General features: G+C 44.4%; 8 protein-coding genes. 1 reads left to right on the top strand and 7 read right to left on the bottom strand.

The genetic code is table 11. The features are described 5' to 3' along the window. Nucleotides 1-122: 122 nt before the first annotated feature. Nucleotides 123-1,391, bottom strand: coding sequence for a serine--tRNA ligase (gene serS, locus VN379_RS09735; protein ID WP_325533241.1), 1,269 nt, complete (start codon nt 1,389-1,391; stop codon nt 123-125). Between the two features lie 337 nt (nt 1,392-1,728). After that, nucleotides 1,729-2,313, bottom strand: a complete 585-nt coding sequence (locus tag VN379_RS09740) for an HD-GYP domain-containing protein (protein ID WP_325533243.1) — start codon at nt 2,311-2,313, stop codon at nt 1,729-1,731. A 259-nt stretch (nt 2,314-2,572) separates the two neighbouring features. On the opposite strand from VN379_RS09740, the gene VN379_RS09745 reads away from it, so the two are divergent. Further along, nucleotides 2,573-3,238, top strand: coding sequence for a uracil-DNA glycosylase (locus VN379_RS09745; RefSeq protein WP_325533245.1), 666 nt, complete (start codon nt 2,573-2,575; stop codon nt 3,236-3,238). 105 nt (nt 3,239-3,343) lie between these two features. Here the strand turns inward: VN379_RS09745 and VN379_RS09750 are convergent, their stop codons facing one another. From VN379_RS09750 to VN379_RS09770, 5 genes are all read right to left on the bottom strand, one after another. Continuing rightward, nucleotides 3,344-4,207, bottom strand: coding sequence for an NAD(P)/FAD-dependent oxidoreductase (locus VN379_RS09750; RefSeq protein WP_325533247.1), 864 nt, complete (start codon nt 4,205-4,207; stop codon nt 3,344-3,346). A 20-nt stretch (nt 4,208-4,227) separates the two neighbouring features. Beyond that, entirely contained in the window at nt 4,228-5,235 is a 1,008-nt protein-coding gene (locus tag VN379_RS09755) for an aldo/keto reductase (protein ID WP_325533249.1), read from the bottom strand. 12 nt (nt 5,236-5,247) lie between these two features. Then, nucleotides 5,248-6,318, bottom strand: a complete 1,071-nt coding sequence (locus VN379_RS09760) for a tetratricopeptide repeat protein (protein WP_325533251.1) — start codon at nt 6,316-6,318, stop codon at nt 5,248-5,250. A 155-nt stretch (nt 6,319-6,473) separates the two neighbouring features. Further along, nucleotides 6,474-7,214 (bottom strand): response regulator transcription factor, encoded by a 741-nt coding sequence (locus tag VN379_RS09765; RefSeq protein WP_325533253.1) that lies wholly within the window; start codon nt 7,212-7,214, stop codon nt 6,474-6,476. An 18-nt stretch (nt 7,215-7,232) separates the two neighbouring features. Further along, entirely contained in the window at nt 7,233-8,453 is a 1,221-nt protein-coding gene (locus tag VN379_RS09770; RefSeq protein WP_325533255.1) for a sensor histidine kinase, read from the bottom strand. Nucleotides 8,454-8,597 lie beyond the last annotated feature (144 nt).

Consider the following 8,597-nt stretch of genomic DNA (forward strand, 5'->3'; position numbering starts at 1 on the left):
ATCTTCTACTGCTACTATTATTTGCGATTATCATGTACTTCTTAAGCCCTTACCTGATCTCGGTTAATAACGTCTAGATAACAGAACCCCAGCGCTGCAGGTACAGCGCCGGGGTTCTGTAATTACTTGATCACGTCTACACCCATGTAAGTCCGTAAAACTTCAGGGATAACGACCGAGCCATCTTCTTGTTGGTAGTTCTCCAAGATAGCGGCAACTGTCCGTCCAATAGCTACGCCGGATCCGTTCAGGGTATGGACAAACTCCGGCTTGGCCTTAGGCTCACGACGGAATTTGATCTCGGCACGCCGGGCTTGGAAGTCCTCAAAGTTAGAACAGGAGGAAATCTCGCGATATGTGTTAAAACTGGGCAGCCATACCTCAAGATCGTATGTCTTAGCGGAGGAGAACCCCATATCACCAGAGCACAGGAGCATAGTTCTATGCGGCAGCCCTAAAAGTTGCAATACCTTTTCAGCATTGAGGGTCAGTTTCTCCAATTCATTATAGGACTCTTCAGGTAGGCTAAATTTAACCATCTCTACTTTGTTAAATTGATGCTGACGAATAAGGCCGCGGGTATCGCGTCCGGCGGCGCCGGCTTCAGCCCGAAAACAGGCGCTATAGGCGGTATAACAAAGCGGTAGATCCTTGGCGTCCAGGATTTCCTGCCGGTGGAGATTAGTTATCGGTACTTCGGCAGTTGGAATGAGATAATAGTCAAGGCCTTCTAACTTAAACATATCCTGAGCAAATTTAGGCAGCTGGCCTGTACCGATCATACTTGCTTCATTGACGATAAACGGCGGGAAAAACTCGGTGTAGCCATGCTCTCTAGTATGAAGGTCCAGCATAAAGTTGATCAGCGAGCGTTCCAGCCGCGAACCCAGACCTTTATAGAAAGTAAATCTCGCGCCGGTTACCTTGCCACCTCGCTCAAAATCAAGAATACCTAACTTTTCGCCAATCTCCCAATGGGCCAACGGCGTAAACGCAAACTCGCGCGGTGTACCATAGCGGCGCGTTTCTTTGTTGCCATGCTCATCTTTGCCCACAGGTACAGAATCATGCGGCACATTGGGAATGCTCATGATAATACCGTCCAGCACAGCTTCAGCATTTTTGATTTTGGTATCAATAGCGCTAATTTTGTCTCCTACCTCACGCATTTCCTGAATCATATCATCAGCGTTCTCACCGCTTTTTTTCTTCTTGCTGATTTCCTGAGAAACAGTATTGCGCTTGTTTTTCAGTAATTCCACTTCGGCTAATAGCTCACGCCGCTCTTTTTCCCGGCTGATAAATTCATCCAGGCTTATGGCCGCTCCACGGTTGTTTAGCGCCTGCTCAACTTTGTCAGCGTTATCCCGCACGAATTTGATGTCTAACATGATATATCTTCCTCCTTAACAATAAAAAAACTCCCGTCCCTGTTATGATAGGGACGGGAGTCTAATTCTCCCGCGTTGCCACCCTGATTGACTACAATGAGTCCGCTCGGCACGCGTAACGGGCGTGTTACGTGCGGCTCATCACCGCATGCTCATAGGGTGGATGACATAACTTTCGTTGCCGGCTCACACCTGCCGCCAGCTCTCTGAAAACTCTAATTATGCGCTGCCCTGTCATTGCATTTAAACGATATATTGAGATACTATCTATTATGCATTATAAAATTATACATTATTCAATATTAATTGTAAAGTACTGGCAGCTTAAGAGCAACCCCTAAGCATGAGCAGCTGATAAATGCTCATAATCTGGGCGGCTGCTTATAAACTCAATAAAACATCGGCTTATCACCGGATCAAATTGTGAACCGGCACACCGGCTAATCTCCTCCAGTGCTTTAGCTATGCTGAACGCCTCTAACCGGTAACAACGCACAGTTGTCATGGCATCAAAGCTGTCACATACCGCTAGCATCCGGCTAAAAAAAGGAATAGCATCCCCCGCCAATCCGGTACCGTATCCTTTGCCATCATACCGCTCATGATGATGACGTACAATTGTAGCTACCTTGTTTAGGCCCTCAACCTCACCCAGAATATCAGCACCAACCTCAGGGTGCTGCCTGATAATGGCAAATTCCGCTTCTGTCAGGCGGCCCGGTTTATTTAGAATATGGTCAGGAACACTGACTTTACCCACATCATGAACAATCCCAACAACATAAGCAAGGGTCACATCTTCAACAGGCAGTTCTGCATATTCAGCAAAACCAGCCATCAGACAAGCCACATTTTTGCTATGCTCGACTGTATATTTATCCCGTTCGCCGATCACATGGCAAAACGTTTCAATTATGCTCATGACTTTGATTCCTTTCTTACGATATGGTACAGCCCTTTTTTTGCAGGCACCTTGAGAAAGGCACACTACAACTTATAAGGTAATATTATGTAACTAACTCTATTCTAATTGGCGTCCTAAAGAGCGTCAAGTTATATTTACTTACACTACTATTAATTTTATATTGCCGGCAAAACAAATATATCCTGGGATTATTTTTAGCGTTTTTCCCAAAAGGAGTTCTTTCTTGCAAAGCGAAATAAACAACTGAGGTGATATCATGACACATGACGCGCACGAACAGCTTGAACAATCGCTTCTGGCTTGTGCTGCATGCCATCTGCGTCAGGACGCTATTGGCCCAACCTCCTATAATGGTACGCCATACAGCCCGTTAGCCATAATTGGGGAAGGACCGGGCGGGGTCGAGGATGAGTATGGCGTGCCCCTGGTGGGTCCTTCCGGTCAGCTTCTGGATAAAGCATTAAGCAGTGTCGGCGTTACCCGGGATAAGTGTTATACCACAAATATAATTAAATGCCGCCCGAGAAACAATCGCACCCCTACTGTTGAAGAAGGACAGTTTTGTGCTCTTACCTGGCTGGACAAAGAACTGTCACTCGTCCAGCCAAAGGTTATCATTGCTCTGGGCAGCGTGGCTTTAAAATATCTGATGTCGCCTAATGCCCGCATCACTAAAGACCGCGGCCGCTGGTTCACTACCAAATATGGTATTCCTGCCATAGCTACTTACCACCCAGCCTACCTTCTCCGCCTTACCGGCAAAGATCTGATTAGGGGGAAGTGGGAAGTATATTATGATCTGAAAGCGGCTGTAGAAAAATGCGCAGAGCTGGCTCCCGAATATACGTTAAAATCGCCGGAACCTCCTGATTTACTGGCATTATACAGCCAAAGACGAGAGGAACGGCAATCCCCAAAGTGATTTTAATTAAAAAAATAAAGCGTGACTGTGCCGTGCACTGGTAATGATGAGCCGGGTTATCGCTCTCCGTCATTGTGTGTAGCAAAGCAGTCTCGCTTTTTTCATTTATTTATCAATATATGTAATTGCGCTTAGTACGGCAACCAGTCCCTCACCTGTGGCTTTGGCGATTTGCCATGGTTTACCTGTACAATCGCCGGCGGCGAACACACCAGGAATATTTGTTGACATATCACGGTTTACCTTAATCACTTCACCATCAAGCTCCAGGCCTGGCAACAGATTTTCAACAGGATCAGATTGACGCATGATAAATACGCCATGCACTTTCAATTCTTCTTTATCGGTTACCAGCTTCTCTACCTGACCGTCTCCGGCAATCGCCTTAGGTTTAGCAGACAGAACTTTAACAGGTGAACGCATATGGGCAAAGTCGCCTTTATACTGAGGCAGGTAATACACGTTGCGGCACAGCTCTCCCAAAAAGGCGGTTTCATTCTCACCTTCTTGTGTATAGGAGATAACGGCTACATCCCGTCCTTCAAACATGCGGCCGTCACAGGTGGCACAATAGCTGACCCCTCGTCCAAGCAAATCGCGTTCACCTTCAAAGAGCAGCGTACTGACCACACCTGTAGCAAAAATAATAGCCTTAGCTTCATATGTTGTTTTCGGGGTAAGCAAAGTAAACATCTTGTCTCCCGGAAATACATTGAGCACTTTTTCCTTGATAAGTGCCGGGCCATGTGCCAGGGTATGCCCGGCAAAATGTTGCATCAACCCTTTGCCAGTTACCTCCGGCAATCCCAGGTAGTTGTCTACTAAATGGGCTTTCTGCAGCTTCTGACTAAAATCAAGGTGTTCAAATAAGGCAATGTTTTTATTGCGGATGCGGCCTGTCAAGGCGGCAGACAGCCCAGCTGGACCGCCACCGATAACAGCAATATCAAACTTATTGTCGTCAGCCATATTTATTCCTCCTTGGATCTCTACCCGAGGTCTTGAGCCACCTGTTTCATGCGTTCGCGGATAGGCAGATTATAGGGACACCGACTTTCACACTCGCCACATTCAACGCAAGCAGAGGCTTTGACCCCAAGTCCTTTATACCGCACTGGAATTGCGGCCTTCATATCATATCTTGTATATTGATGGTGTAAAATAAACGTGGCCGGGATGTCAATTCCTGCCACACAGGGCATACAGTACCCGCAGCGACGGCAAAAAACCGGCCCCAGCACCGCCGCTTCGGCAGTCAAGCGTGCGGTCTCTTCGGTAGTTAGGGGTTTGAAATCTTTTGTTGGAGCCAAATTTTGTTCAAGATGCTCAACTCGATCCATACCGGGAATTGCAACTAACCCGTCATGCTGAAGAATAAACCTCAGAGCTAATTCAACCTCAGAGATCAGACCGCCGCCTAACGGTTTCATAACAATAATACCCACATCCATTGTTTTCGCCAATGGAAACAGTTCGCGCAGTGCACCTTGTTCAACACAGTTAAAGGGCACCTGAACTGTGCTGAATTCGCCAGTCTTAACGGCTCTTACCAGCATGTCCATATTATGACCCGTTATACCGATATGACCAACCTTACCGGCTGCCTTGGCCTCTTTTAAAGCAGCAAGCGCACCATCTGGGGCCATTACGGCATCCCAGTCCGCTTCTGATTTGACATTATGAAGCTGATATACATCAATATACTCAGTTTTCATGGTACTAAGACTGATATCTATATCTGTAGTCATGGCGGCTTTTGTTCTAGCCATACTTTTAGTAGCCAGATAATATTCGTTACGGCGACTTGCTATACAGACCCCAATCTTCTCTTCACTATCAGTATATGCTCTGGCGGTATCAAAAAAGTTAATGCCAGCATCCAGCGCCGCATTAAGAACCTGATCTGCTTCTTTCAAGGTACAGCGCTGCACAGGCAACGCACCAAAGCTAATTGGCGTAATCATAAGTCCAGTACGCCCTAAACGTCGTTTTTTCAAAACCTGCCCCTCCTATTGTATCTCAGTTCCGGCTGTATCGGCACCTAACGCCTGCAGACGCTCCCGGGCATGGGTTGCCTCAGGTGCTTCAGGGTTAGCCAGTGTTAAAAATTTCTTATAGGCAGCTATAGCCTCTTCATTTCGCTTTTGAATTTCACAGCACAGCGCCTTATTATGGTAGGCAAGAGCATTATCAGGATTCAGTTCGGCTGACCGGGTAAAATCGGCAATGGCTTCATCATACGACTTTTTAGCAGCGAATGCTATCCCCCGGAAAAAGTATGGTCTGGTATCTTTGGGATCAAGTTCAATGGCCCGGGTAAAGTCGGCTATTGCCATGTCAGACTTGCCCTGCCCCAAATATGCTGATGCCCGGATAGCAATGGCCTGAATATTATCAGGTTCCAGTTCAATCACTTTATTGTAATCGGCCAGCGCTTCATCATTGAGGCTCAATTCATAATAGGCCTGTCCCCGTTTAAGCAGGGCATCAGTTTCATCAGGAAATTTCGCCAATACTTTGCTATAGTCAGCAATGGCAACCGATAATAGATTGCGGGCAGCATATGCATCGCCCCGGTGTAAATAGGAACCTAAATCCTCCGGTTCCAGTTCGATCGCTTTATTGAAATCATCAATCGCGTGCTCGAGCATGCCGTTATTAAGGTACAATACCCCACGATTGGCATAATTGACCCAATCCTGAGGATTATAAAGCATTGCTTTAGAATAATCTAAGACAGCATTTTTAATATCATTAAGCATTGCGTAGGCACTACCCCGATAAGAATAATAGGACGAATTTTTATCTTCAAGTGTAATGGCCTTGGTGTAATCGGCAATCGCCTGTTCAAAATCACTTGTGACAGCGGCTACAACACCACGCCAAAAATAAGCATCCTTATTATTGGGGTCTCCGGCCAATGCTTTAGTACATTCTTCCAGCATCTCTGCTGTTTTACCCTCTTGGTAAAGTTCTTGCATCCGCTCACTAAATTTGCTTTCCCCAGTACCGCCGCAGCTTGTACAACCGCAATCGCAAGCAGCGCAAGCTTCCTCATTACAACCAGTATCTTTATCCATATAAACATCTCCCTTTTTTGGTATACAAAATTGAATTACTATTAATTACTATATAATGTTCGCGTTTCCATCCCCAACACCTGCTGCTATTACAAAAAATTGGATACCATTAGGCAAGCGGCTGAGCGTTTTAACAAGTGATAGAATTGCTTATATTACTTGCTAATCGTTTGTTTATACTTGTATGGAGGCTGTTTTTCGTATTTCAGGAACACCTTGTTAAAATAAGTTGGATCAGAAAACCCTAATTCAGCTGCTATTCGATAGATAGGATAATTTGTATCGGCAAGCAGTCTTTTTGCTTTTTCCACTCTCAATTTCATAACGTAATTGGTAAATGTTATGCCCATTTCCTTCTTGAAGTATCGACTAAAATATTGCGGATTTAAGTGTGCGAATTCTGCCACAGCATTGAGCTTGATTTCTGAGCAGTAATGGCGTTCTATGTAATTTAATACGCCTTTGAGGATGTCCCTTTCAACAATAGCGCTGCTCTGACCTGTACCTACCACTGATATAGCTTTCGTTAATGAAACAATCGCTAAATCAATGGCTTTTACTAAATCTTCAGGTCTTACTGGTTTTAAAAGATAATCAGCGACCCCATTTTTTATGGCTTCCTGGGCATAGTCAAATTCACTGTATGCCGTTAAAATAATAGTCTTTACATTTGGTACAATTTTTACTATCCGTTTCTGAGCCTCAAGACCGGATATTTCAGGAATTCTAATATCCATGAGAATTATGTCAGGACGATAAAGCTTGGCCTTTTCAATTGCTTCGATGCCGTTTTTGGCATCTTCTAAAATATTAATATTAAAATACTGTCGCTGAATTATTTTTCGCAGTGCCTTTCTTTCTAAGGGTACATCTTCCACAATCAGCAGTTTATACATTTTAATACCGTCCTCTTATCAAGAATACTCTTGAACACAAGGAATACGAATGGACACGCAGGTACCAACATTAGGTGCGCTTTCAATTGTCAGCCCGCAGCACTCACCAAAATAATGCCTGAGCCGGTCATATGTGTTTACCAGGCCAATTCCCAACTGTTTATTGGAATTTATCCCTGTCTGGCGGATTAAGTTTAGTATTTCAGCTTTAATGCCCTTACCATTATCAGTGATTTTTATTTCCAATTCACGCTCTGAAATCAGCCGGCCAACAATTTCTATTTTGCCACCCTCCCTTTTGGTCTCAAGCCCGTGAATCATACTGTTCTCAACAATAGGCTGCAGAATCATTGACGGAATTCGATAGTCCATAACAGACTCATCAATGTCAATTTCATAACTTACTCTGTCGCTATAGCTTTGGCTTTGGATAAACAGGTATTTACTTATATTGCTGATATCATCACGAATTTTAGGGAAATTTTCCTCATTTTTCAAGTTATATCTTAATAGATCAGACAGGCTATAGATCAATTCCTCAGTTTGCGACGCATTTTCCAGCAAAGCCATGCGGGCAATTGAATTTAGTGTATTAAACAAAAAATGAGGGTGCATTTGCGCCTGGATTGTTTTTAGCTTCATTTGCCTTGCCTTTTGTTCAAGCAGTATTTTCTCTTGCGCCTCCATCAGTAATTGCTCTTTCGCCAGCCGGTTGACACCGATTTGATCGATATAATTAGCCAGCAGCGAATAGCATTCGACAGAGTCCTGCAACTGTTCCCGGGAAACTATAGGAATAAACTCAACTGCCACCTTGAGAACATCGAGAGAGATGTCAAATTGTCTCGAGATTCGTTCTATGTCAATTGAGTCTCTGGTTTTTTCGCCTTTAAGCAGTACTTGACCGCCTAAGACAGAGCCCACATGAAAATCATTGACTATTATCGGCGCCGCACAATCGATAAGCCCGGTATGACAGGTATATATTCGGCGCTGTTTTTCCGCCATAGCTAACCGGCCGGCTTGCTGGTCACATAACATACATTGTTGGGAGCCTTTGGGAGAGGAACGGATGAGCCTGCAGAAAGGAATGAAGTTACTGATTTTACCGACAGGAATTCCTTCCGTGTCTGTGGTTATTTGGGGGATATCAATTAATTTCCCCATTTTTTCCTGAATACCGTAAAGTGTATTCATATCAATAATATCTGTTAATTTCATCTTTTCCGCTAGCTTCATCGTAACAGACCCCTCCTTATCTTGCAAATAAGCAATTGGCAACTAAGTTTCAGACTGTTAGAAAATCCCGGTAATTTATTGAATATTATAGCATCTTTTTAAGGTCATCGAATGAATTTTTTGCTAATTCATAAAGATCATTTT

Source organism: Sporomusa sp. (assembly GCF_035561255.1).
Classification (GTDB): Bacteria; Bacillota; Negativicutes; order Sporomusales; family Sporomusaceae; genus Sporomusa.

Coding starts and splice junctions, on each gene's coding strand:
- serS (WP_325533241.1), bottom strand. CDS start 1,391: ATGTTAGACATCAAATTCGTGCGGGATAACGCTGACAAAGTTGAGCAG.
- VN379_RS09740 (WP_325533243.1), bottom strand. CDS start 2,313: ATGAGCATAATTGAAACGTTTTGCCATGTGATCGGCGAACGGGATAAA.
- VN379_RS09745 (WP_325533245.1), top strand. CDS start 2,573: ATGACACATGACGCGCACGAACAGCTTGAACAATCGCTTCTGGCTTGT.
- VN379_RS09750 (WP_325533247.1), bottom strand. CDS start 4,207: ATGGCTGACGACAATAAGTTTGATATTGCTGTTATCGGTGGCGGTCCA.
- VN379_RS09760 (WP_325533251.1), bottom strand. CDS start 6,318: ATGGATAAAGATACTGGTTGTAATGAGGAAGCTTGCGCTGCTTGCGAT.
- VN379_RS09765 (WP_325533253.1), bottom strand. CDS start 7,214: ATGTATAAACTGCTGATTGTGGAAGATGTACCCTTAGAAAGAAAGGCA.
- VN379_RS09770 (WP_325533255.1), bottom strand. CDS start 8,453: ATGAAGCTAGCGGAAAAGATGAAATTAACAGATATTATTGATATGAAT.